The organism is Hyalangium versicolor (assembly GCF_020103695.1).
GTDB lineage: Bacteria > Myxococcota > Myxococcia > Myxococcales > Myxococcaceae > Hyalangium > Hyalangium versicolor.
In genome coordinates this window covers 108,539-129,947 of record NZ_JAHXBF010000021.1, presented here as the reverse complement: position 1 = coordinate 129,947, position 21,409 = coordinate 108,539, and the positions used below count along the sequence as shown (strand labels likewise).

Here is a 21,409-nt window from a genome sequence, read left to right as displayed (position 1 = left end):
GAGTGCTTGCGTTACATCGACGTGGCTGCACGGCTGGTGTAGAAGAGTCCTCACACGACGCGAACGATTGAGAGAGGTCCCAAAGCCATCAGCCTCAGCGCCTCGAGCGCGGGAGCGGCGCTGCGCCGCTCTGGAAGCAATGCTGGACACTCTCCGCAAGGTAGCCTGTTCTTGGCTCTCTTCCCTCCGAGCACCACTGGCCGGGACGGAGAGCTGAGCCCACGACGCAACCGCCGTTTCTCCATCCCGGCCAGTGGTGCTCGGAGGGGAGAGCCGGTGAGGCTACCGTGCCCCAGGTGAGCAGGTGGTGCCTTGGGGGCCTCTCTCGATCGCTCGCGTCCGTCGCGCCCGCCCGCCGCCGCCCCGCAGTCAGGAGCTGCCCATGACGTCCAAGCTGGAGTCTCACGTCCCCGCCGCGCCGCCGCAGGCCTCCACCGCTCCCCAGCCCACGCCGCCTTCTCCGGCCGTGCTCGCCCAGCGCGAGGCCCGCCGCCAGCAGCACGAAGCCCTGCTGTCACGGTGGAAGGCCATCGAGGAGGCGGGAGGCACGGACGAGTGGGTGCGCGCCCAGTTGGTGGCGAAGGGTGTGGCCGCGGAGGAGGTGGACTTCGAGGATCTCTCCGAGAAGCAGAAATCCGCCTGGAAGGAGAAGAAGAAGGCGGAGGCCGTCGAGCGCCGCGCGCTGAAGCGTCAGGTGTTCGAGGCGTGGAAGGCCACGCACATCAACCACCTGGGCACGGGGGTGCACTGGAACGAGCAGGGCGGCCCGGACAAGTTCGACGTGGCGGACCGGGAGGAGCGGGCGAAGGCGAACGGGATGCCAGAGCTGGACTCGGTCGAGTCCCTGGCGAAGGCGCTGGGCGTCTCGGTGTCGCGGCTGCGCGGGTTCGCCTACCACCGCGAGGTGGACACGGGCACGCACTACCAGAGCTGGCAGATTCCGAAGCGGGACGGCGGGCAGCGAACGATTACGGCGCCGAAGAAGGAGCTGAAGGCGGCGCAGCGCTGGGTGCTGTCCAACGTGGTGGAGCGGCTGCCGGTGCACGGGGCGGCGCACGGCTTCGTGGCGGGGCGCTCCATCCTCACCAACGCGCTGGCGCACCGGGGCGCGGAGGTGGTGGTGAAGGTGGACGTGAAGGACTTCTTCCCCTCGGTGACGTGGAGGCGGGTGAAGGGGCTGTTGCGCAAGGGCGGGCTGGCGGAGGGTTCGGCGACGCTGTTGTCGCTGCTGGCCACCGAGGCCCCGCGCGAGGTGATGCAGTTCCGAGGCAAGACGCTGTACGTGGCCAAGGGGCCGCGAGCGCTGCCGCAGGGAGCGCCCACCTCTCCGGGGCTGACGAACGCGCTGTGCCTGAAGCTGGACAAGCGGGTGTCGGCGATGGCGAAGCGGCTGGGCTTCATCTACACGCGCTACGCGGATGACCTGACGTTCTCGTGGCGGCGGGCAAAGGGAGCGAAGGGGAAGGCGCAGGCGGACGCGCCGGTGGCGGTGTTGCTGGCGCGGGTGCAGAGCATCCTGGAGGCCGAGGGCTTCACGATGCACCCGGACAAGACGCGGGTGCTGCGCAAGGGCTCGCAGCAGCGGGTGACGGGGCTGGTGGTGAACGAGGCGCCGGAGGGAGTGCCGGCGGCGCGAGTGCCTCGGGACGTGGTGCGGCAGTTGCGCGCGGCGATCCACAACCGGAGCAAGGGCAAACCGGGCAAGGAGGGCGAGACGCTGGAGCAGCTCAAGGGGATGGCGGCCTTCATCCACATGACGGATCCAGCGAAGGGCCGTGCCTTCCTGGAGCAGCTCGAGGCGCTGGAGAAGAATGAGCAGCGTTGACACGGCACGGCTGCACGCTCTGCTCGAAGAGCTGCTGCCCATCCAATCCGACTTCTTCGGGCTGCACTGGGTGCCGGACGCGACGGACCGCCCCAACGACGCCGCGGAGGGTGACCTCTGCGCGGTGTTCCGGCTGGTCTGCTGGGACATGGGCGGTGCCGACCCGTACATTCACTATGTGTTTGAGCAGGCGGTGCTGCTGGTTCCTGCCGCCCATCGCGAGGACCCTCGCATCGAGGCCTGGCTGCGAGGCTGGAGCGAGGCGCTCACCTCCGCCATGCAGAGCCAGGATTGGACCGTCGGCCGCAACGACGAGGAGGCCCGGCATGCCGACAATGCCATGGCCAAACAGATACCTTCGAGGCTGGTGCACCCCGACGTCCTGAAGCTCTCCCGGCCCCAGACAGCCGAGGACTTCACCCGGGCCCTGCTCGACTCCAAGAGCCGCCTGGGTGGCCTGGTGTTCCCGCCGCCGAAACCCTGAGAAGGCCCGTACCCCACCCTTGCTCCACCCATGAGCGAAATCATGGGCGGGGCGTGGGGTGAAGCGGTTGCGGCAATCGAGCCAGGGCTGCATTCTGAAGGGATGAGCGACAGGCCACCGCGACGAGCGGCCACCTTTGAGGACCTGGAGGGCGTGCCGCCTCACCGGGTGGGTGAGATCGTCGATGGGGAGCTGTACGTCAGCCCGCGTCCGGCGCCGAGACATGCCCGGGCCACGGTCCGGCTCGTTCAGACGCTGAGCCCCTTCGACAGGCCTCCAGGATCCGAAGGGCTCGGCGGATGGGTGTTGCTCTTCGAACCGGAACTGCACCTGGGGAGGGACGCGCTCGTGCCGGACGTGGCGGGATGGAGGCGAGAGAGGCTGCCGGAGATTCCGGAGGAAGCTGCGATGACGCTCGCGCCGGATTGGGTCTGCGAGGTGCTGTCCCCCTCCACGGAAGCGCTGGACCGCGCGCGGAAGATGACGGCCTACGCGCGCGAGGGTGTGAAGCACCTGTGGCTCGTGGATCCACGCCCTCGCATGCTGGAGGTGTACCGGCTGGCAGAGGGCCGCTGGCTCCGGCTCGGAGCGTATGAGGGCAACGCCACTGTGAGGGCCGAGCCCTTCGAGGCCATCGAGCTGAAACTGGACTTGCTCTGGGAGCACTGACCCGTTCCGGCCGGGTCATCCCTTCCCCCGGGCTTCGCTCCGTCTACACTGCGAGGCCGTGAATCTCTCCCGCGGAGCGCGCTCGCTGGCGCAGTGGCTGTTGCTCGGAGGCCTTGTCGGCGTCGTGTGTGGCGGGGCCTCGGCGCTCTTCCTGCACCTGCTGGAGCAGGCCACCGCCTTCCGCGAGGCCCACCCCGTCATCATCTACACCCTGCCCCTGGCCGGGCTCGTCATCGGTGCGCTGTACGCGAAGTGGGGCAAACCCATCCGAGGCGGCAACAACCTGATCATCGACACGGTGCACGAAGGCGATCAGCAGATCCCCCTGCGCATGGCACCCATGGTGCTGTTGGGCACTGTGCTCACCCACCTCTTCGGAGGCAGCGCGGGCCGCGAGGGCACCGCCGTGCAGATGGGCGGCAGCCTGGCCGATGCCCTCTCCCACCGTCTGCGCGTCTCCGCGGACACGCGCCGCGAGCTGCTCGCCGCGGGCATCGCCGGAGGGTTCGGCTCCGTATTCGGCACGCCCATCGCCGGTGCGGTGTTCGGGCTGGAAGTCGTCGTCGTGGGGCGCCTGGGCTACGAGGCGCTACTGCCCGCCCTGGTGGCCTCGGTCGTGGGAGACCTCGTCACGCGCTCGCTGGGCATCGTCCACACCGTGTACCCGACACCGGCGGCCCTAGCGCTCTCGGTGTGGGTGCTGGCGAAGTGGCTGGCGTTCGCCGTGGCCGTGGCGGGGGTGGCCATCCTCTTCGTGGAGGCAACCCACAGGCTGAAGAAGCTGCTGGAGGGGCGCGTGCCCTGGTTACCGGTGCGCATGGCCATCGGCGGGCTCGCGGTGGTGGGGCTGTGGAAGCTGGTGGGGACGAACGCGTACCTGGGCCTGGGCGTGCCCACCATCGTCCGATCCTTTATAGACCCCGAGCTGCCAGAGGCGGCGTTCGCGTGGAAGCTGCTCTTCACGGCGGTGACGCTGGGCTCGGGCTTCCTGGGAGGCGAGGTGACGCCGCTGTTCTTCATCGGCGCGGCGCTGGGCAACGTGCTCGCGCGGCTGCTCGGGCTGCCGGTGGATCTCGGAGCGGCGGTGGGGATGGCGGCCCTCTTCGCCGCCGCGGCCAACACCCCCCTATCCCTCTCCATCATGGCGGTGGAGTTGGTGGGCGCGAGCGTCCTGCCGCACGTGGCCATCGTCTCCACGGTGGCGTACCTGCTCACGGGCCACCGAGGCATCTACCCCTCTCAGCGCATCGCCCGGCTGAAACACGGTGGGCCGCTGCTGTCCCGGCTCGTACCGTTGCGAGAGCTGCCGGGCGAATCCTCCAAGCCACCGCCTCAGCCCACGCCACCCGAGTCCTCACAGCCCTGAGAGCCTCAGAGGCCTGTCACTGAGCCGCGCCCCCTGGAGGTGCCGTGACCACCACGCTCTCCGTGGGCTCCACCCTCTGGCGCAGCTGCGGCGAAGCCACCTCGAATCCCTCGGGCAGCATCTTCAGGATGCGCTCGCGCCGGAACTTCTGCGTCGCCAGCCGCTGCTCCAACACGGCCCGCTCCTTCTTCGCCTCGACCTTCGCCTTGCGCTCCGTCGGCTCGGGCCGCGCGTCCAGCAGCGACATCCGCTCGACGATGGCCTCCACCTCGCGGTCGATGAGCACCGGCTGGATGTTGCGCGCCTCCTTGCGCTTGCGCGTGGTCGCGTTGTTCTCGATCCACACCGGCAGCGCCGACACCTCGTCCAGCTCCACCGCCCCGCCCTCCTCGCGCCGGATGAAGGACACGCGCAACAGCATCGAGTCCCGCGTGTCGCCCTGCTTGTCCGACTTGCCCGGCTTGTAGGCGTAGAACCGAGACTGGTTCGCCACCAGGTTTCCCAGCGAGTACGCGATGAGGCCCTTGCGCCCATCCGCCGTCGTGTACGACTCCACGGGCTGCAGCACGTGAGGATGATGGCCAATCACCGCTCCCGCTCCCGCATCGATGAGCGCCCGAGCCAGCTTCTTCTCCGTGGGATTCGGCTGCCCGGCGTACTCCGCACCCCAGTGCACCAGGACGATGAGCACGTCACACCGGGCTGCGGCCATGCGCGCGCGCTCCACCACATACTCCGTGCTCACGCCGCGGTTCTTCACATGCTCGGGATAGGGCACGTAGGCCACATGCGCCTCGGAGGGATCCTTCGGGTTGCTGAACCCATTCAGCCACCGGGTGAAGGACAGGAAGCCCAGCCGCACGCCCTTCACCTCCATCACCACGGGCTCCCAGGCCGCCTCCTGCGAGGCCCCCGTGCCCACGTGGTACAGCCCCGTGGCGTCCAGGTGCCGCAGCGTCTCGAGGATGCCCTCCAGGTGCTGATCCCTCGCGTGGTTGTTGCCGTTGGAGACGAGCTTCACGCCCGCCGCCGAGAGCGCTCGCACCATGGACGAGGGCGCGTTGAAGAGCAGCGGGCGCGTCACCGCCTTGGGGTTGTCGGTGACGGGCGTCTCCAGATTCACCACGCCCACGTCCGCCGTGCGCAGAACATCCGCGATGGGCCCGAAGACATGATCCCACCCGTCGTTGTTGAGCGAGCGAGGCAGCTCGCCCTCCTTCTCGGGAGGCGCCGTGCGCTCGTGCTCCTTGGCCACCCGCTGCACCTCGCCATGGGGAATGACATCTCCACCGAAGACGAGCTCGACACGTGTCGGAGCCGCGGGAGCCGCAGCGCACAGCAGGGGAGCAACCAGGAAGACAGGAGCGAACACGCTCCCCAGCTTAATCCACCCTCCGACACCGCCGGGAAGGGGGGAGGCCCCCGCTCAGGGCCTCCTGCTGATCAGCTCACCGCTCAGCTCATCCAGGAGCCGTCGGTGCGCGCCGTCCACTTGCGCGTGACCTTCTTCAGGTAGCTCCAGAACTCGACGCCGGCCTGGCCGGTGATGTCCCCGTGACCGAAGCGCGAGTCGTTGATGCCACCGAAGGAGAACGGCTCCCGGGGAACGGGCACACCCACGTTGACGCCGACCATGCCGGCGCGAGCGGTGTCCACGACATGCTGCGCCACGGCACCGTTGGTGGTGAAAACAGAAGCCGCGTTGCCATACGGCGAAGCGTGCTGGAGCTCCAGGGCCGCCGTGAGGGTGGGCACGCGGACGATGGAGATGATGGGACCGAACAGCTCCTTCTGAGCGGCCTCCATCTCCGGGCGGACGTGGTCGAGGATGGTGGGGCCCAGCCAGTTGCCGCCGGCCCACTGCGCGCCCGCGGGCTTCTTGCCGCGCCCGTCGACCAGCACCTTGGCGCCCTCGGCCTCAGCCCTGGCGATGGCGGCCTCGAGGCGCTCCTGCGAGGCGCGGTCGATGAGGGCGCCCATGCCCGGTCCGACTTCGAGCGCGGCGGCGCGGCGGGCGATGTCATCGATGAGGTTCTGCACGTCTCCCACGGCCACCATCACGCTGGCGGCCATGCAGCGCTGGCCGGCGCACCCGGTGAACGAGTCCAGCACCGCCTGGGGCGTGAAGACCGGATCCGCATCCGGCACGACGATGAGGTGGTTCTTGGCGCCGCCCAGGGCGAGCACGCGCTTACCGCGCGCGGTGCCCTCGGTGTACACGCGCTTGGCGATGGCCGTGGAGCCCACGAAGGCCACGGCCTGGATGTCCGGGTGCGCGAGGATGCCGTCCACGGCCTCCTTGCCGCCGTGGACGATGGAGAAGACGCCAGGAGGAACACCGGCCTCGAGCAGCAACTCGCCGAGCAGGAGCGAGGTGAGCGGGACTTTCTCGGAGGGCTTGAGGATGAAGGCGTTGCCCACGGTGAGGGCGTTGGGGATCATCCACATCGGCACCATGGCCGGGAAGTTGAACGGGGTGATGCCGGCGACGACACCGAGCGGCTCGCGCTTGAACTCGCAACTGACGCCGCGGCTGACCTCGAGGGCGCCACCGGTGTCGAGGTTCTGGATGGAGAGGGCGAAGTCACACACCTCGATGCCCTTGAGGACGCCGGCGCGGGCCTCGCCGATCGTCTTGCCTGCCTCGCGGGCGGCGGAGTTGGCGAGCTTGTCGAGGTTCTGCTCCAGGAGCATGCGGAAGCGGAGCATCTTCGCGGTCCTGTCGCGGAGGCCCAGGGCGCGCCAGCCCTCGGCGGCCTTCTTGGCGGCCTCGACGACGGGGGCCACATCCGCGGCGGTGGAGGCGGGGACACGGCCGATGACGCCACCGGTGTAGGGGCTGCGCACATCGATCATGGCGGCGCCCTTGGGGGTGACCCACTCCCCGCCTACGAGGTTGCGGCCAATGATGGGACTGTCAGGAAGCTGGACGAAGGACACGGGGACCCTCCCGGGGCGTCACGGAGAATCCATGGATCCTAACAGGGGCCCACGGCTGATCCGCAACCGCTCCAAGGGAGGGGCCCCACGGGGGCATGTCCGCCACCCAACCCGGCGCTCCACCGTGGGTTCGCACCTGACACACCGCGTCACAAACTGGGAAACGCAGCCTGGGTGTCACGGTGCAGGGAGCGAGGTAGCCCGCATCTCGGAGATCCATCATTCGCAAGAGGGCCCGTTCGAGCTGCTGCCTGCCTCTCCTCCTGTGCTCCACAATTTCTCGGAGCAAACCCCTGCGCTCTTTGGATTCGACAGGGCGTCTCTTGCCTGGCCTTGCTGATGCCCGCTTTTGCGGCGGCACGTCGCAGGATGCGCATTCGGACCTTCCGGAGCCCTTGGCTACGTCGCACGTGGGACTGGCAGAACCTGGCAGAGCCCATGTCCCGTCCATCCCGGATCCCTGCTTGTGAGGTTCTTCTGCCGACCCAGGGACAATGACAGGCTCCGCGCCATGCCACGCCTATGCTCTTGGGTGCTCCTGGCGCTGCTGGCCTTCACGCAGTTGGGCGGCTCGTGCTCCGAACTCAGTTGGAGAACACCCTCCGCACCACCGGACAGGAGTTGGCCCGCAAATCCCTGGGCATTGCCTGCGGCTCCATGCCCGCCTGCGTGGTGCAGTGGCACAAGCTGGACGAGTTCATGCCCTCGCGTGGCGAAGGGGGCATGCACCTGCGCCAGGTCATGGCCGCCAGCTTCTCCCAAGAGGCCAGGCTCCAGCATGTGAGGAACGGAAGCTTTCATCTTGGCCTCTTTTCCCCCGTCCGCCCTCTGGACCAAGGCGTTGAGGCGCTGGAGCCCCTGCTTGATGTGATCGAGTCGCTCGGCGACGATCTGCGCCCGGATCGGATCCTCCAAACCCGGCGCGAGCTGAAGTACACCCGCCAGACCCTGCGCAAGCGACTTCACGAGGCATCCTTCGGCACCAACACCGTCGTCCGGCTGGTGCGCTCCCAGCCTCCTGAAGTCATGATCTCGCTCTGTGGCTGGGAGCACGATGACCAGCCCATCTCCTCCGTGGAGATCTCGATACAACCTTTCGCGTTCCTCCGCGAGCCAGGCCAAGCCGAGAGGCGCGCAGGGCAACTTGTCTCCTTCGTGCGGGCTATCGCCTCCCGTTTACCCCTCTCCTTCGGCCTGGGCCACAGCTTCACGGATCTCTGCCTGAGCACAGATCCTCAGAACAAGGACCTGAGCACGCCCCGGCCTATCTACGAGACGTTCTGGCTCAACGTGTACGGGCCGGCCATGGTGCAGACCATCGGCCGCCAGCGCCTGCTGTCCACCCCGGCCGCTCTCATGGAGGAGCTGCCCGGCGGTGCCATCCTCTGGCTCACACGCCCCACTCCCGCGGACTTCGACTCCGAGGAGGCTCGCCTCGCCCAAGCCCGTGCCCTCGTCTACCTGCGCCCCGAGCTGTCCTTGGACTCCACCCTGGCCACCCTGCACCAGCGCTCGCTCGAGTTCTCTCCCCTGCCCATGGAGTTCGATCCCGACGTCGCTGACATTCTTCGCATGGAAGCTGACTTCCATGGAGTGGCGGGCGGCAAGCGCTCCCTCGTCGAGCGCTTCAACCACTACCATCCTCCTCCCGTCTCGGAGTGGTTGCCCGCGTCTCAGGCCCCAGCGCCGGATGTGGACAACGTCCAGGCCGCCATCGACACCTACGAGGGCTTCTACGCCGAGCAGCTCATCGCCCTGTTCCACTCGGACGTGCCCCAAGTCATGGAAGGTACCCTGGAGGCCCTGCCTCACCTCGACTGGCACCTTTGGCACATGGGGTGGGGCAAGAGCCTGTCCCGCGAGCAGCACGAGACCCTTGTCCCTGCCCTGGGTGCCTTCCTCGGCCGCTATTTGGTGGATGTGCTCGGCGGCCGCTGGCTGCCGCGCAAGAAGTTGGAAGAGGCCGCGGTCATCATCGGCGACAGGGCCTGGCTGCCCTTCCTCCGGGCCCGCCATGCCCTCCAGAACCAGGAGGCTCCTCTGGACTACTCCTGCTCTCAGCTCTTCCGCACCGCTCAGCGCCTGGCTTGATACGAACCGATTCCCAAGCGGGCCCAAAGGAGAGGGGTAGAGTGACAGAGAGGATCTTCCCCTGTCTATTCAGGCGCTTGCGCGACCATCAATTCGCTGATGTAGCCAGTCTGTAGCTTGGGGTGGAGGCAGAGCCGCCTTCCATGAAGCGAAGCGCAGTCCAGGGTGTCACGGTGCAGGGAGCGGTTCATCCAGGCCCGCCAGGTTCTCCTCGGCGGCCTGGCGATACACGGGCACCACCTCCACGGCCAGCAGGTCGCGCATCTGCTGGCGTGCCCCTTCGATGTCGCCTGCATCTCGAAGGGCCACCATTCGGATGAGGGCACGTATCAGTCGCTTCGTTCCTTTTCTCCTGCGCTCCACGATCCTCCGGAGCAAGCCCTCTGCGCTTTCTGGATTCGACAGGGCCTCTTTGGCTTCGGCCTTGCTGATGCCCGCTTCTGCGGCGACACGTCGCAAGAAGGTGCCCATCCCCCGAGTGAGTTCCAGGGACTTTCCACGCTGAACGCGGTGGAGAAGGACCTCCGCCTGCAAGACGTCGGGCAGTTTCGGATCCAGCTGTCCACTCTCCGCAACAGCCTGGAGTCTGTCGATGTGGCTGAGCGAGTTGGCGGCGAGTTCGCGGTAGAACGGCACGACCTCGACCGCGATCATGGCCTCCATGACCTTGCGTGCTCCCTTCAGGTCTCCGGCATCTCGCTGGCTCTGGCTCTGGCTCAGGGCGCAATCAAGCCGGCGCGAACCGGCACGGATGCACTGCCGGATTCTTCGGAGCAGAACCGTGGCCGTGCGCGAATTCCGAAAGGCCTGCTTTACATCCTCGGTTGGAATGACCACTTGCCGAGCAGAGCGCTGCAACAGGGCTCGTACCTCATTGGTGAGTCCCAGGGGCTCGCCCCCTTCCAATACGCGTTGAGCCAGAGAGCCAATGAGGTCCCAATCAGCCTTGGTGCTCATGAGACAATCTCCCCTCCGGGCGCGGTCTGAACCGACTGGTATTCCTGTCATACCAGTTGGCTTCAGGGTCGCCACCCGGGAGCTACCCTTCAGGCGGGGCTTCGCCGCTCGGGGAGGTCCATTGCCACAGGCCTGAATACACCGTCATAGGTTGTACGCCAGCAACCCGCCCTGTTAAGTTGGAGGGCTTATGCGCGTCCTTCTTCCCTTGTGGACTTCCCTGCTGGCCGTTTTCGTGTCCGCAGTGGCCTTGGCCCGGGGCCCTTATGACAAGGGGGTCATCCGGACCGAGAAGATTTCGGACCACCCCGCCCACCCGACGAGCACCGTCTACGTTTCCGGGCAGGTGGCGACCGTCCTCCGCTTCGAGAGGGACATCGCTCCGGCGAAGACGCAGCTCCTGGGGTGGGAGGGGCGATTCGAGCCCCTCCTGGTGGGGAGCAAGATGGTGGTCATCATGCCAATCCGGGATCTCAGCCGCGATGAGGCGGTGCCCTTACTCGTCACGCTCGTCGACGGAACCGAGATCCCGTTCATCGTCAAGCCACAGAGCTTTGAGGAGTGGGGATGGACCGACCATCAGGTCAACGTCTTCATGGATCATGAGAGCTACAACGCGGTTCTCTCCGAGCTTTACGACACCCTGAAAAAGGAGCGGGCGCTCAAAGAGGAGAACCAGCGGTTCAAGAAGGAAGAGAACTCCATCGATCACGCCTACGCGACGCTCCTCGCAAACGGCCAAGCAAAGAAGACTCCGTTCCGCCGAGAGAAGTCCTGGCGCTCGAAAAACGAGGACATGGACATCTTGGTCGAGATCTTCTCGGGCCCTGAAAAGGCGGCGGTCCTGGTTCACCTGTCGAACACCTACTACGGCGACTCCGGCGAGCCGTGGAAGTTTGACGGTGCCTACGTGACCCGTGACTACACCAGTTTCACGACTCGCCCCTTCGCGCTTCGCTTGGAACGCTCGACCATTGCCCCCGGGCAGTCTGGAAAGATCGCGGTCGTCGTGGACAAGAGCGCCTTCGAGACGAAGGACGGAGACATGACCGACCTCGCCCTCCAGATCTTCCGTGGGGATGGCCTGTTACAGGTGGCCGTGACACTGGAAGCCTCGCTCATTCGCCATTAGAACCGCCCCTCATGTCCACCATCAAAGCCTTCTTGCTCGGCTCGGGCATCCTCCTCACTACATCTTCCGGCTGCGCCACAACCAGCGGAGTGTCGCTGCGTCCGGATGGCACTCCCGGTCCACAGGAATGCTCGGAGGAAGCAAAGAAGGCGATGCGCTACATGAAGATGCGCGTGGGGGATGCCGCTTGGGTAGAACTCGACGCCAACCAGATCAGCTCGCGGCGCATCACCCTTTACGATGGGCCCATCGAGAGCATTCTCAAGGACGATCTCGGCACGCTCGAAACCACCACCCGCTTGTACGGACAAGTCTGGACAGCTGGCCCGCAGGTCGTCATCCGGTGGTACGAAGCCCACCCGCCGGACAGTGAGAAGGTGCCCATCTGCGCGGTGGCCCGGCTCAGCTACGACCAGATGCGCAAGCTGCCCGAGTCCAAGCCCGGGATGGCCATCCTCGATGGGTCCACCTCTGCAGCCTACGTTGTTGACGCCTTCCGCTGAGCCAAGCCCCCTCCGACCAGCCGGCCGCGACGCACCGCAGCATACTCCTTTCGGTTCCTTGGTATTGTCAGCCTCCGGGCTAACGTACTGGCCCTCGATTCCCAAGCGGGCCCAAAGGAGAGGGCATGAGCCAGAGCGTCAGTCCAGAAGGAGCGCGGGTGCGTTGGTTGGTCGCGGGGGCATTCACCCCCTCACCCTCGGGCCGCAGGTTCCTTCTCACGAGTGACTCCTTCGCCGCGGAGCTGGCCAAGGCCGCCGCTGGCCTTCGCGCCACCGTGCCGGATCGCCTCGGCGGCGCCGAGCACCGCACCTTCGAATTGTCCTTCGACAAGCTGCGCGCCTTCCAGGTGATGGACCTCATCGCCGCCATCCCCGAGCTCAAGAAGCTCCAGGCCCTCACCGAGGGCTTCATGAAGGCCGACCCCTCCCGCCCCCTCACTCCAGAGGAAGGCGCCGCGCGCATCTCCGAAGTCGTGGGCGCCGGCAAGCTGTCCACCGCCGTCTCCGAGGCCCTCGGTGGCAAGCCCGCTCCCGCTGCTCCCGCCCCCACCCCAGCCCCAGCCGCCAGCGGCGGAGACGATCTCGTGGGCGAGTTGCTCGCCTCGGCCGAGTCCTCCTCCCCCACCGCTACGGCCAAGGCCGGCGTGGATGCCTTCTTGAAGGCCGTGGCCCCCAAGGCCGCGGGCCCCGCTCGTATGAGCCCCGACGCCCGCCGCGCGGTCCGTGACGCCATCGAGCTGGCACTGATCAACACCACGAAGGACCTCCTCGCCGCCGAGCCCGTCGCACAGCTCGAGGCCAACTGGCGCGGACTCAAGTTCCTCCTGGAGCAGTGCCCCACCGCATCCGGTATCGCCCTCGAAGTGGTGGACGTGGAGCCCGCGAAGGTGTCCGACGCCCTGGAGCAGGCCGTGAACGCCGAGCCCTTCGAGCGCCCCGACGTGTGCTTCGTCGTCGACGCCACGGACGATGTGGCCCAACTGCGCAAGCTGGCCTCGATCGGCGAGGAGGCCCAGGTCCCCGTGGTGGTGGCGGTGACGCCCGCGCTGCTGGGCACCACGCTGGCCAACCTCTCCACCTCGCTGGATGACGCCACCACCGGCACCCAGGGTGACTGGGCCGAGTTGCGCAAGGACGACTCCACCCGCTGGCTCTGCCCCGTGCTCAATCGCACGGTGGTTGCCAGCGAGAAGCGCGGCGTGCTCAACCGCGCCAGCTTCGCCAGCCCCACCTTCGCCGTCGCGGCCATGCTCTCGGCCAGCTTCCAGGGTACCAGTGGCTTCGCCCGCATCACCGGCCAGACGGGCGGCCTGCGCGCCCCCGGAACGTGGGAGCCCTCGGCCGGCAAGGACGCGGGCTCGGCCTACCCCACCGAGTCCTTCATCTCCATCCGCGTGCAGACGCGCCTGTCCGAGCTCGGCATCCTCGGCGTGGGCAGCGGCCGCAACACGGACATGCTGCTGCTCTCCGTGGCGCCCATGGCCTGCAGCAACCCCCACGTCATGCCGCTGCCGGCGCAGATCCTCACCGGCCGCATCGTCCGCTTCGCGGTCTGGGTGCGCGATCAGCTCCCGGCCGGCTCCAGCGCCCAGGAGATGTCGGCCCTCTTCTCCCAGGCCGCCGAGGTGTTCCTCTTCGGAGGCTCGCCCGAGCTGGGCAAGCTGGAGGCACAGCTCGTCCCAGGCGAGGGAGGCCGCCAGCTCATCAAAGTGGCCGCCGCCGTGAAGCCGGAGCAGGCCGGCACCCGCTTCCAGCTCGAGTTCTCCCTGCCCACGCGTCAGTAGGGCGGCCCCCGGCGCGGGTCAGGCGTCGCCCGAACCCGAGGGCGTCCCCTGGCCCGCCGCCAGCAGCTTCTGGTGGCGCTCGGACAGCAACGTGGGCTCCACCTTCTGGCGCAGCGCGGAGAACACCTGCCCATCCTCTCCCTCGAGCTTCGCGCCCATCTCCCGGGCCTCGAGGAAGAGCTCCAGCGCCAGCCCCGCCCGCACCGAGGCTCTCGCAGACTCTCCCTTCAGCTCGAAGAGCTCGGCCTCCTCGGCTACCAGCCGCGCCAGCACTGTCACCCGAATGGAGTTCCCGAGCAGCCGCGCCGTCGACTGCGCATCCGCCATCGTCAGCGCGCCGTACTCCATGCCCAGCAGCGACAGCGCCGTGTCGCGGACGAGCTGCTGGGCCTCCTCCGTCTTCCGCTCGCGCCGCAGCTTGAGCAGGGCGGAGACCGCGGCGGCGAACTGCTCGATGAGGCGCTCGATGTAGTCCTTGCGGATCATGCTCCCTCGGAAGCCGAGGCTTCGTCAGTCCCGCCACGAGAGGCGGTAGGTGGTGCCCTTCTCATCCGTGTGGACGATCTCCACATCCGAGCCCGGCGCCCCGCTGGCGTACATGGCCGCGAGGAACACGCCCTGGACGAAGTAGACCATCAGGTCCGTGTCGTTCATCCACATCTCCAGCTCGGTGGGACCCAAGTCCCGAACCTGGATCTCCGAGTAGTTGTTGCCCGAGCGGAAGCTCTTCTGCGCGCGCATGAGCATCCGCCGAGGCCCCAACGCCTTGAGCACCGCGAACATGGCGTTGCCCAGCACCGTCTCCTGGTAGCCCTCCACGAGCCGTTCGCCCAGAAGCCGCCAGCCCTCGGCCTCGGTCCGGTCCGGGTACAGCTCGCGCGCCGCCACGCCGATGCACTCCACCCAGGTCGGGAACGGGTAGGCGGGCATCAGCCGATGGTCGAGGTCCAACCCCGCCTGCCGCAGCCTCTCCTTCAGCCGCGGGGTCATCTGCCGCCCCAGTCCTCGCACGAAGAGTCCCTCGATCGTGTGATCGAAGACGAGCCTGTTCTCCATGAGGACAGCGTCAGCGGCAGGGGCCTCCCGGGTCAAGCCGCAAGAAGGAGCAGGTGCCGGTGTTGGCCATTTGCGCGGGGCCAGGACCTGGGTTCTTCTGCGACCCGCGTCAACGCGGAGGGTCCTGTGTCGGCATTGGGTTTCGTCTTCCTGGTGGCAGGTGTGGGGCTGGTGGTGGGTGGCTTCATCGCGATGGGCCGCACCAAGCGCTTCCTGGCCAGCGCACGCGAGGCCCAGGCCGAAGTCGTGGCCGTGCAGGAGCGCAAGGGCTCCGAGAACCAGCGGGTGTACTACCCCGTGTTCCGTTTCCGGACAGAGTCGGGAGCCACCCAGGAGGTCGTCTCCTCCGATGGATCCAACCCGGCGCGTTACAAAGAGGGCGACCGGGTGGCCATCCTCTACGATCCGGCGGCACCCGCGAACGTACGCATCCAGGGAGTCGCCCAGGTGTGGGCCATTCCCATCATCCTGGGAGTCGCCGGCGTCATCATGCTCCTCGTGGGAGCCATCTCCCTGGCCGTCTGAAGCCCGGGCCGCGAGCGACTCAGGGCTTCAGCCGCAGAACAAAGGCCTCGAGATAGACCTGGGGTAGGAGATCCAGATCCCCCTCGGGAGTCCGGACGTAGCCGCGCCGCTGGTACATCTCCGCGACGCCCCGAACGCCCCGGCGCACGTGCAGCGCCACGGCATCCACTCCCCACTGGCGAGCCAGCGCCTCCACCGCATCGAGCAGCGGCCGAGCCAGCCCCGTGCCGTGGTAACGCACCGCGGTGGCCAGGTGCCGAAGATCCGCAGTGTTCGGCGTCCAGGCCTCGGAGCCAGGGGCTCCGGGCGGGAAGAGGGCAACAGTGCCAGCCACCGCACCGTCCACTTCGGCCACCAACACTGTGGCCACCGCGCGCTTGCTGGCCACGTCGCGCAGCGCGCGCTTGCGCTCGTCGGTGTAGACCACCTCCGGCAGCTTCTTGGCGTACTGCGTGACGTAGGCCTCGACGAGCAGCTCGCCAATGGCGAAGTCATCCTCCGGCCGCGCCTCGCGGATGAGTGCTCGGTTCACGACGCTCGTGTCGCTCATGGGGCGCGGTCTATCACGTCCTCCGGCACGTGCGACGTCGAAGGGCGTACGGCCCTCCGCCCTCACAAGTACCGGCCGATGAGCCCGGGGAACTGTTCGGCGAGCTTCCGGATGAGGCCTCGCTGCCGCCACCCGCGCGCGTGGATCTGCCGCGAGTGGACCAGGTCCTCCTCGAAGCTCGCCGCCACGGCCGCCGCCAGCTCCGCGTCCTGCACCACCAACGAGCCCTCCTCCACGGTGCCCAACGAGAGCGGATCCATGTTCGTCGAGCCGATGACGCTCACCTCGTCATCCACGAGGATGACCTTGGAGTGCATCATCGACAGCTCGTACTCCCAGATGCGCACCCCACCCTCCAGCAGCTTCGCGTACGAGGCCCGCTGTCCCGCATGCACCGGAGACACATCATGGTGCCGCCCGGGCACCAGCACCCGCACGTCCACGCCCTCCTTCGCCTTCAGGATGAGCATGTCGCGGATGTCATCCGTCGGGATGAAGTAGGAGTTGGCGATCCACAGCCGGTGCCGGGCCGCGGCAATCGCCACCATCGTCATCCTCCGCCCGTCCGAGAGATAGGTCTCCCCCGTACTGCCGATGAAGCCCGCCCGCGCCTCGCCCACCGAGGCGAGCTGCGGGAAGCACTCGGGCGGCAGGAAGTCTCCGCCCGCCTCCTGCCAGTTCTCCGCGAAGGCCTGCTGCATCTCGCGCACCACCGGGCCCCACACCCGCACGTTGGTGTCCCGCCACTCCTCCGCGTTGCGCGCATCCCCCATCCAGCTCTTCCAGATGCCCCACCCGCCGGTGATGCCCACCTCTCCATCTCGCACCACGAGCTTGCGGTGCATCCGCGCCAGCATGCGCTGCAAGTCCAACGACGCGATGGCTCCTTGGATGGGGCGGAAGAGGCGCGTCTCGCAGCCCACGGCCTCCAGCCGCGGAGCCACGGACTGGAAGTTCACGCTCCCCAGCGGATCCACGAGCACCCGGCAGGCCACTCCCGGCTGCCGCTCGCTCAGCGCGCGGATCAGCCGATCCGAAGGCTCCCCCGGCCGCCAGATGTAGCTGAGCAGGTGGATGCTCGAACGGGCCGCGCGGATCTCCTCCTCGATGGCGTCGAAGATGCGCCCGTTCTTCACCAGCTCCACGCGATTCCCGGGATCCAGCGCCACCCCCGTGGACTGGAAGAAGGCCTGGGAGACCCCCTCCGGCCCCTCGGGGACGTGCCGGATGCGGAGATCATGGCGGTGGTTGGGATAGGCGCAGCTGACGCATACCGAGAGAAGCAAGATCACGGGCCCGCAACGAATCACCCCCGGAAGCTAGGTCCCGGATCCTGACAGTGCGCCTGCCACAGCCCACTCACCTTCCAGCTTCGAAGGACAGATGACACTCCAGGAAGTACGGCAGGCGACGGCGCACACCGCGGTGTGTCCGCTGGTCGTCCTCCGACACCTCGGCACCTTGGAACCCGGGTGGCGCCTGACGCATACGGTGCCCACCTGTCTGGTTACCGTGGACGCCCTACTCATGGGGGCGTGCGCTGCTGAGGCATATGAACATCTCTCTGGTCGCAGTCGCCCGTGGTGTCGTCCTTCTCTGGCTGCTGATCTGCGCCTCGACGTCCTTCGCGCAGCCCGCGAAGCACAGCCCCACCGACGCACCGCTCTCCGCCGGAGCCTGGTGGGCTCACGGAGCGCTGACCCTGGCGCCAGTGGCGGGCCTGTATGCCGCCAGCCGTGTCCAGGACGATCGACTCTGGGCCACGGGAGCCGAGGCGGGTGCCGGCATCGTGGCCGCGTGGCTGCCGTCGCGGCTGCTCTTCCACCACGCCCAGGACGCGGGCCCACGTTGGGAGGAGTGGTCCGTCTCGCTCTTCGGCACCGGGCTGGTGCTGACGCCGCCGATGGCCGGCCTGGGCACCTGGGCCATGGGTGAGTGGGCCTTCCACGGCAGCCAGGACCGAGGGACCGCGCTGCTCGGCGCCATGGGAGGCGCGCTGGTGGGCACGCTGCTCGGCGCCGCGGTGAATGGACTGCTGGAACAGCTCGTGGCACCGGGCTCGGGACTGAGGGCTTGGCGCCAGGCGATCGCCCTGGGGATGATCGGTGCAGGCGCCACCGCCGGCTACCAGTGGGCAGGCCGAGGGCCCAGGCCCCGCTAGCCCCCCAGCCTCAGCGCAGCAACTTCAAGGTGGACAGCGAGCGCTCCACCCGCCCCGAGCGAGGCCCATAGTCACTCTCGGGGGCGGTGAAGGAGATGAGCAGGAAGCGGTCCGGACGGGGCAGGAAGTAGACAAACGTACGCGCGTTGCCCTGCTGGAACTCATAGCGAGCCACGGGCCCCGCCGGGAGCGTGCCCTGCGAGGTGTTCATCACCCGGCCGGGCACGGGTACGCCCGCCGCGCCCAGCACCGCCTCGGGCCCTGCCTCCAACGCGGGAGGCGTTCCCGGCACCGAGCGCATTTCCAACCCTCCCTCGAAGCGGGCCACCGCGGGAGGCCCCACCTCCTCCGAATCCAGCTTCACCCCCGAGGGCGGCTCGTACTCCAGCCCCAGGGCCTGCGAGGAAACGGGGCGCGAGCACCCCACGGCGAGCAGCAGCACCAGCAATGCAAGACAGGAGCGCGTCATGAAGGAGCACTCTGCCACGCTCCCGTCACGAGGAAACCCTGGCACACGCGCGAACCGCCCTTCAGCGCCGCACGGCCCAGTACAGCAACATGTTCCGGTTCTCCACCGCGAGCTTCTCGAAGGCCCGCTGCAGGTGCTTCTTCACCGTCGCCTCCGAGCACCCCAACCTCTGGCCAATGTCCTGATTGTCCAGGTAGCAGAGCGCTCCCTCCACCACCTCCGCCTCGCGAGGGGTGAGCCGCTTGCGCCACGCCGAGGGCATGGGTACTCCGTTCTGCACCTCTTCGAGCAGCAACACCCACAATGTCTGCCCATCCCGGGCTGGCAGGGGAACGAACGTCACCTTCAGGCTCGTGTCGCCGCCTGCCTTCTTCCAGGTGCGCTGCTCATGCGAACCACCGCCATCCATGGAGTCCAGCAATGCCAGACGCTCCATCAGCTCTGGAGGCAAGCCCTGGGGCCCTCGCTCCTGCGGGGTGAACCATTGTTCCAGCAGCGCCGTGGCGCGCTCGGAGCGCGTCTGCTCTCCGGAGGGTAACTTCACCATGATGCTCCCAATGGTCTGGTGATGAGAGAGAGCCTCCATGAGCTGGTGGTCGCGAGCCACCTTCTCCTTCAACTCAACGGACTGGCACAGCGCACTGGCCAGGACGGGCGTGAGCAGGGACAGCATCTCTGGATTCCAATCCGAGGGGGAGTAGGATCCTTCCGGGCTGGAGGTGAAGCGCCGCGGGCAGGCAACCCTGGCGGCCCATTGGGCGGCAAGAGCCGGGTCCTGCTGCATGCCCCAATCGCCAACGTCATGCGGGCCCCCCGGATCACCCACGCGTCTTGGCTCCCGGCCGCTCGGTGGCATGCCTGGGTAAACGCCCAATCTATAACGGGTGAAGCCTGTCATGGCCTCCTCCTGAAGAGCGAAGAGCTCCCCCGGGACCCGGGTGATCCGCCGTCTGGCTTCCCCACTCGACAATAGGGACGGGTCCGCACCACCCCATGGGTCCGGTGCGGGTGGGCCATCCATTGGCTTTTCCGAAAGATGCAACGTGCGGTTCAGCGTGCTCACCAAGGTGAAGATGAGCTCCAACAGATTGTCCATGGCCTCGTCCGAGCCTGAACCCATGCAATGGGAGCCTGTCCCCAAGCGTGTCATGCACGACTCTGTTGAAGGATCCGCGCTGGACCGTACATACCCCTGGAGTGGTACGGACCTGGCCCTTCCCCGCGAGTACCTTGAGCCGCAGCCCCGATGTCTGGGGTTGATCGCACCGCATACACATCCGGGTCGCGGGCCGGGCTTGGGGAGCCCGGCCCGCTGATCCTCATGGCGCGTGTCTGGTTAGGAATTGCCCGTGACGCGGGGGCGAGAGACGGCGACGCGGCTACCCGTCCCCTTGGCTCTTTCTCTACTATCCGGGCGCCCTCTCACCGAGTCCCGCCCATGACACCCGGTCACGCGCTCCGTCCGCTCTCCCCTTCCCAGTCCCCGGCTGTCGCCGTGCTGATCGGCGCCTGCTCGGTGGGTGAGGCTGGCGTCTACACTGCCTCCATGACTGCGGACACGTGTCCGGGCCCCCCCCCCAAAGCCACGGCTCAGATGAAGTGAGTCCACGGGCACCCAGTACGCGGGGAGCGCGGAGTTCCGTGGGCCTCGTCCTGTTCATCCACCTCGCGCTCTCGCCCCTCGTCTTCTCGCCCGGAGCCCGAGCCCACGGGATGACTCGGCTCCCGTTCGTTTCGGATACGCTTCAGGTGACAATGGAGGATCTGGAGAATGAGCCTGCTCAGGCCGCGCACGCTGCTGTTGGTGGTGTTCACCTGGGGATGGGGCGTCCTGGCGGCGGAGCCACCTGCTCCCGCGAAGCCCTCTCCCGCCCCCTCCGCGATCGATGATGCCGTCGCGAAGCTCCGCAAGGCAGGCAAGGCGACCACCGCGAGCCGGTTGATCACCGCCGTGGACGCGGCGAAGGCGGAGCGGCAGAAGCAGGGCCGAGGCCATGTCCTGGTGGGTCGAGTCACCCTCAAGAGCGGCCCGGGCCGTCTGGCCCAGCTCAACAGCCAGGTCTCGCTCGTGGAGGATGGCTGGTTCGTGACGCTGGCGGAGGATCTGCGGCGCCCCATCCCCTTGCGCCTGCATGGGTATGAGGCGGTGGACATCCCCCTCACGGGTCTGCCGGACCAGGAGGTGCTCGTGCTGAATGAGGTGAGCATGAGCCCGCTACCCGAGGCAAAGCTCGGCTCGGCGCGAGGCCGGGTGTCATCCGTGGATCCGAAGGCCCGCCCCCAGGTGTATGCCTCCATCAACCCGGGCGACGTGAACACACCGGGGAGCAAGGTGAGTGGAGAGAATCCCGCCGCGCGGCTGGAGGTGAAGCTCGAGAAGGATGGGAGCTTCCAGCTCGCGGGGCTCACGCCCAAACCGGCCCGCTACGAGTTCTGGTTCAAGGCCCCGGGGCTCGCCACGCAGAACCGGCTCATCAGTGTGGAGCCGGGCCAGCAGGGGAACCTGGGGGAAGTCCGACTGGAGAAGCTGAACCGGATGCGCGTGCGGTACATGGTGTCTCCCACGCCTCCGCCCTTCCAGAACGCCAAGGTCCAGGAGGCCATCGTGGAAGGGGGACAGTCCTTCAAGGCCACCCCAGCGCAGCAGGGCGTCACCTTCACCTATGTGCAGGGCCCTCACGGAGGGAGGCTGCGCTTCCCCGTGCAGCCGGCCCGGCTGGTGGCGCTCGGAAAGGGCAGGCTGGAGGACTACAGCTCCGTGGATCCGACCAAGCTCACCCTCCCCTCCCTCTTCGAGACGGGCTTCGAGTCAGGCCAGCTCTATCTTCTGGATCACCGCGGCACCAACCAGTGGGTGCTCTTCGTGCTCGAGCCCGACGTCAGCAAGGAGAAGTGAA

The 21,409-nt window shown here is 67.6% G+C and carries 20 protein-coding genes; 11 read left to right on the top strand and 9 right to left on the bottom strand.

Going from position 1 to position 21,409, the window contains the following annotated elements; all coding sequences use genetic code 11:
- Nucleotides 1-382 precede the first annotated feature (382 nt).
- The 4 genes from KY501_RS36940 to KY501_RS36925 all read left to right on the top strand — a co-directional run bounded on the left by KY501_RS36940 (nucleotide 383) and on the right by KY501_RS36925 (nucleotide 4,344).
- Nucleotides 383-1,825, top strand: coding sequence for a reverse transcriptase family protein (locus KY501_RS36940; protein WP_224368576.1), 1,443 nt, complete (start codon nucleotides 383-385; stop codon nucleotides 1,823-1,825).
- Complete coding sequence (locus KY501_RS36935; RefSeq protein WP_224368575.1) at nucleotides 1,812-2,309, top strand: hypothetical protein; 498 nt, start codon at nucleotides 1,812-1,814, stop codon at nucleotides 2,307-2,309. Before KY501_RS36940 ends, KY501_RS36935 begins: the two co-directional genes overlap by 14 nt.
- Before the next feature lie 102 nt (nucleotides 2,310-2,411).
- On the top strand, nucleotides 2,412-2,978 hold the full coding sequence (locus KY501_RS36930) for a Uma2 family endonuclease (protein ID WP_224368574.1): 567 nt from the start codon (nucleotides 2,412-2,414) through the stop codon (nucleotides 2,976-2,978).
- Nucleotides 2,979-3,036: 58 nt separating this feature from the next.
- On the top strand, nucleotides 3,037-4,344 hold the full coding sequence (locus KY501_RS36925; RefSeq protein WP_224368573.1) for a chloride channel protein: 1,308 nt from the start codon (nucleotides 3,037-3,039) through the stop codon (nucleotides 4,342-4,344).
- A gap of 16 nt (nucleotides 4,345-4,360) precedes the next feature.
- Here the strand turns inward: KY501_RS36925 and KY501_RS36920 are convergent, their stop codons facing one another.
- Nucleotides 4,361-5,716 (bottom strand): CapA family protein, encoded by a 1,356-nt coding sequence (locus KY501_RS36920; RefSeq protein WP_224368572.1) that lies wholly within the window; start codon nucleotides 5,714-5,716, stop codon nucleotides 4,361-4,363.
- A gap of 83 nt (nucleotides 5,717-5,799) precedes the next feature.
- Nucleotides 5,800-7,284 carry a CoA-acylating methylmalonate-semialdehyde dehydrogenase gene (gene mmsA / locus KY501_RS36915; RefSeq protein ID WP_224368571.1) on the bottom strand — a complete coding sequence of 495 codons (1,485 nt, stop codon included), beginning with the start codon at nucleotides 7,282-7,284 and terminating at the stop codon, nucleotides 5,800-5,802.
- 573 nt (nucleotides 7,285-7,857) lie between these two features.
- Here mmsA and KY501_RS36910 point away from each other — a divergent pair.
- Nucleotides 7,858-9,375 carry a hypothetical protein gene (locus KY501_RS36910; RefSeq protein WP_224368570.1) on the top strand — a complete coding sequence of 506 codons (1,518 nt, stop codon included), beginning with the start codon at nucleotides 7,858-7,860 and terminating at the stop codon, nucleotides 9,373-9,375.
- Nucleotides 9,376-9,543: 168 nt separating this feature from the next.
- On the opposite strand, the gene KY501_RS36905 is transcribed toward KY501_RS36910, so the two are convergent.
- Nucleotides 9,544-10,332: a DUSAM domain-containing protein gene (locus KY501_RS36905; protein ID WP_224368684.1), complete on the bottom strand. Its 789-nt coding sequence runs from the start codon at nucleotides 10,330-10,332 to the stop codon at nucleotides 9,544-9,546.
- Between the two features lie 190 nt (nucleotides 10,333-10,522).
- Between KY501_RS36905 and KY501_RS36900 the strand changes: the two genes are divergently transcribed.
- The 3 genes from KY501_RS36900 to KY501_RS36890 all read left to right on the top strand — a co-directional run bounded on the left by KY501_RS36900 (nucleotide 10,523) and on the right by KY501_RS36890 (nucleotide 13,751).
- A complete protein-coding gene (locus KY501_RS36900) occupies nucleotides 10,523-11,464 on the top strand; it encodes a DUF2381 family protein (RefSeq protein WP_224368569.1) in 942 nt (313 codons plus the stop codon).
- 11 nt (nucleotides 11,465-11,475) lie between these two features.
- A complete protein-coding gene (locus KY501_RS36895; protein ID WP_224368568.1) occupies nucleotides 11,476-11,967 on the top strand; it encodes a serine/threonine protein kinase in 492 nt (163 codons plus the stop codon).
- Nucleotides 11,968-12,092: 125 nt separating this feature from the next.
- A complete protein-coding gene (locus KY501_RS36890) occupies nucleotides 12,093-13,751 on the top strand; it encodes a type VI secretion system contractile sheath domain-containing protein (protein ID WP_304608684.1) in 1,659 nt (552 codons plus the stop codon).
- Between the two features lie 18 nt (nucleotides 13,752-13,769).
- Here the strand turns inward: KY501_RS36890 and KY501_RS36885 are convergent, their stop codons facing one another.
- Both KY501_RS36885 and KY501_RS36880 read right to left on the bottom strand, forming a co-directional pair.
- Nucleotides 13,770-14,237 carry a hypothetical protein gene (locus KY501_RS36885; RefSeq protein ID WP_224368567.1) on the bottom strand — a complete coding sequence of 156 codons (468 nt, stop codon included), beginning with the start codon at nucleotides 14,235-14,237 and terminating at the stop codon, nucleotides 13,770-13,772.
- A 24-nt stretch (nucleotides 14,238-14,261) separates the two neighbouring features.
- On the bottom strand, nucleotides 14,262-14,807 hold the full coding sequence (locus KY501_RS36880) for a DUF2378 family protein (RefSeq protein ID WP_224368566.1): 546 nt from the start codon (nucleotides 14,805-14,807) through the stop codon (nucleotides 14,262-14,264).
- Between the two features lie 126 nt (nucleotides 14,808-14,933).
- On the opposite strand from KY501_RS36880, the gene KY501_RS36875 reads away from it, so the two are divergent.
- Nucleotides 14,934-15,332 (top strand): DUF3592 domain-containing protein, encoded by a 399-nt coding sequence (locus tag KY501_RS36875; RefSeq protein WP_224368565.1) that lies wholly within the window; start codon nucleotides 14,934-14,936, stop codon nucleotides 15,330-15,332.
- Between the two features lie 19 nt (nucleotides 15,333-15,351).
- On the opposite strand, the gene KY501_RS36870 is transcribed toward KY501_RS36875, so the two are convergent.
- A complete protein-coding gene (locus tag KY501_RS36870) occupies nucleotides 15,352-15,882 on the bottom strand; it encodes a GNAT family N-acetyltransferase (RefSeq protein ID WP_224368564.1) in 531 nt (176 codons plus the stop codon).
- Nucleotides 15,883-15,944: 62 nt separating this feature from the next.
- Nucleotides 15,945-17,174 (bottom strand): phospholipase D-like domain-containing protein, encoded by a 1,230-nt coding sequence (locus tag KY501_RS36865; protein ID WP_224368563.1) that lies wholly within the window; start codon nucleotides 17,172-17,174, stop codon nucleotides 15,945-15,947.
- Between the two features lie 260 nt (nucleotides 17,175-17,434).
- On the opposite strand from KY501_RS36865, the gene KY501_RS36860 reads away from it, so the two are divergent.
- The gene (locus tag KY501_RS36860; protein ID WP_224368562.1) at nucleotides 17,435-18,043 is read left to right on the top strand and encodes a hypothetical protein; all 609 of its coding nucleotides are present in this window, start codon (nucleotides 17,435-17,437) and stop codon (nucleotides 18,041-18,043) included.
- A gap of 10 nt (nucleotides 18,044-18,053) precedes the next feature.
- On the opposite strand, the gene KY501_RS36855 is transcribed toward KY501_RS36860, so the two are convergent.
- Both KY501_RS36855 and KY501_RS36850 read right to left on the bottom strand, forming a co-directional pair.
- The gene (locus tag KY501_RS36855) at nucleotides 18,054-18,512 is read right to left on the bottom strand and encodes a hypothetical protein (RefSeq protein WP_224368561.1); all 459 of its coding nucleotides are present in this window, start codon (nucleotides 18,510-18,512) and stop codon (nucleotides 18,054-18,056) included.
- 61 nt (nucleotides 18,513-18,573) lie between these two features.
- Nucleotides 18,574-19,185, bottom strand: coding sequence for a helix-turn-helix transcriptional regulator (locus KY501_RS36850; RefSeq protein WP_224368560.1), 612 nt, complete (start codon nucleotides 19,183-19,185; stop codon nucleotides 18,574-18,576).
- A 1,098-nt stretch (nucleotides 19,186-20,283) separates the two neighbouring features.
- On the opposite strand from KY501_RS36850, the gene KY501_RS36845 reads away from it, so the two are divergent.
- A complete protein-coding gene (locus tag KY501_RS36845) occupies nucleotides 20,284-21,408 on the top strand; it encodes a hypothetical protein (protein WP_224368559.1) in 1,125 nt (374 codons plus the stop codon).
- Nucleotide 21,409 lies beyond the last annotated feature (1 nt).

Excerpts from the sequence above, each read along its gene's own strand:
- KY501_RS36940 (WP_224368576.1), top strand. The coding sequence starts at position 383 with ATGACGTCCAAGCTGGAGTCTCACGTCCCCGCCGCGCCGCCGCAGGCC.
- KY501_RS36935 (WP_224368575.1), top strand. The coding sequence starts at position 1,812 with ATGAGCAGCGTTGACACGGCACGGCTGCACGCTCTGCTCGAAGAGCTG.
- KY501_RS36930 (WP_224368574.1), top strand. The coding sequence starts at position 2,412 with ATGAGCGACAGGCCACCGCGACGAGCGGCCACCTTTGAGGACCTGGAG.
- KY501_RS36905 (WP_224368684.1), bottom strand. The coding sequence starts at position 10,332 with ATGAGCACCAAGGCTGATTGGGACCTCATTGGCTCTCTGGCTCAACGC.
- KY501_RS36900 (WP_224368569.1), top strand. The coding sequence starts at position 10,523 with ATGCGCGTCCTTCTTCCCTTGTGGACTTCCCTGCTGGCCGTTTTCGTG.
- KY501_RS36895 (WP_224368568.1), top strand. The coding sequence starts at position 11,476 with ATGTCCACCATCAAAGCCTTCTTGCTCGGCTCGGGCATCCTCCTCACT.
- KY501_RS36890 (WP_304608684.1), top strand. The coding sequence starts at position 12,093 with ATGAGCCAGAGCGTCAGTCCAGAAGGAGCGCGGGTGCGTTGGTTGGTC.
- KY501_RS36885 (WP_224368567.1), bottom strand. The coding sequence starts at position 14,237 with ATGATCCGCAAGGACTACATCGAGCGCCTCATCGAGCAGTTCGCCGCC.
- KY501_RS36880 (WP_224368566.1), bottom strand. The coding sequence starts at position 14,807 with ATGGAGAACAGGCTCGTCTTCGATCACACGATCGAGGGACTCTTCGTG.
- KY501_RS36870 (WP_224368564.1), bottom strand. The coding sequence starts at position 15,882 with ATGAGCGACACGAGCGTCGTGAACCGAGCACTCATCCGCGAGGCGCGG.
- KY501_RS36860 (WP_224368562.1), top strand. The coding sequence starts at position 17,435 with ATGAACATCTCTCTGGTCGCAGTCGCCCGTGGTGTCGTCCTTCTCTGG.
- KY501_RS36855 (WP_224368561.1), bottom strand. The coding sequence starts at position 18,512 with ATGACGCGCTCCTGTCTTGCATTGCTGGTGCTGCTGCTCGCCGTGGGG.
- KY501_RS36850 (WP_224368560.1), bottom strand. The coding sequence starts at position 19,185 with ATGCTGTCCCTGCTCACGCCCGTCCTGGCCAGTGCGCTGTGCCAGTCC.
- KY501_RS36845 (WP_224368559.1), top strand. The coding sequence starts at position 20,284 with ATGAGCCTGCTCAGGCCGCGCACGCTGCTGTTGGTGGTGTTCACCTGG.